The sequence below is a fragment of the Leisingera sp. F5 genome, assembly GCF_001593695.1.
This window is the reverse complement of sequence record NZ_LUKH01001410.1, coordinates 1-1,050: the sequence shown is the minus strand read 5'-3', so window position 1 is coordinate 1,050 and position 1,050 is coordinate 1. Positions and strand designations below refer to the sequence as shown.

General features: G+C 59.2%; 2 protein-coding genes. One reads left to right on the top strand and one right to left on the bottom strand.

The features are described from left to right. Positions 1-618 (top strand): calcium-binding protein (locus A2I95_RS41855; RefSeq protein ID WP_367153231.1); only part of this gene is annotated, 618 nt, incomplete at its 5' end. Between the two features lie 82 nt (positions 619-700). On the opposite strand, the gene grxD is transcribed toward A2I95_RS41855, so the two are convergent. After that, positions 701-1,050 (bottom strand): Grx4 family monothiol glutaredoxin (gene grxD / locus A2I95_RS41850; protein ID WP_291738146.1); only part of this gene is annotated, 350 nt, incomplete at its 5' end.

Genomic DNA, 1,050 nt, shown 5'->3' with positions numbered 1-1,050 from the left:
GACATTGCCTATGGCGGTGCAGGAAATGACTCGATTTCCGGCGATGGCGGCATCGACGTTCTGTTCGGCGACGGCGGCGACGATACGCTGGACGGCGGTACCTGGGATGACGACCTGATCGGCGGCGACGGCGCGGATGTTTTGAATGGCGGCGCCGGCAATGATGCCTTGAGCGGGGTAAACCTGACGCGGGACCTGACACCGGAAGAGATTGCCAGCCTGCGCGACCAGGATGAGGGTGCAACGCTTGAGGGTGTCGGCTTCTCCAACGCGGCAGATGGCGCGGATACGCTGGATGGCGGTGCCGGCAATGACTTCCTGCTGATGGGCGCCGGCGATACCGGAACCGGCGGCGAAGGTCAGGATGACTTCAGCCTGTATATGTCGCAGGACGCAACCGGTGTCATCACCATCACCGATTACACAGCGGGCGAAGACGTGGTTCAGCTGGTTTTTGACAATGGCAGCGAAACCGTGAATGCCGACGACTACAGTGTTGAAAATGATGCGGAAACAGGCGATGCGCTGATCCTGCAGCAGGGCGAGGTTGTGGCCCGGTTGCAGGGGGCCGGCGATACCTTTACCGCCGATGACCTGGTGCTGATCGACGCGGCGTAAAACCCCGCATCCGTCACGAAACAAAAAAGGCCTGCCGCAACAGAATGCGGCAGGCCTTTGTGATGAAAAGAGCCTTCAGCTTTTAGCCGTTGGCTTCGCGGATCTTGTCGGCAGCATCCTTGTCAAAAGCGATGCTGTTCTGTTCGAACATGCCATCCAACTCGCCTGACAGGGTCATCTCGGTGATGATGTCGCAACCGCCGACGAATTCGCCCTTGATGTAAAGCTGCGGAATGGTCGGCCAGTCGGAGTATTCCTTGATGCCGGAGCGGATGTCCTCATCCGCCAGCACGTTCACATCGGTGTAGTCAACGCCGATGTAGTTCAGCACGCCCGCCACGCGCGAGGAGAAGCCGCACTGGGGCATTTCCTTGGTGCCTTTCATAAAGAGCACCACGTCGCTGGCTTTGACGGTTTCGTCGATGCGGGATT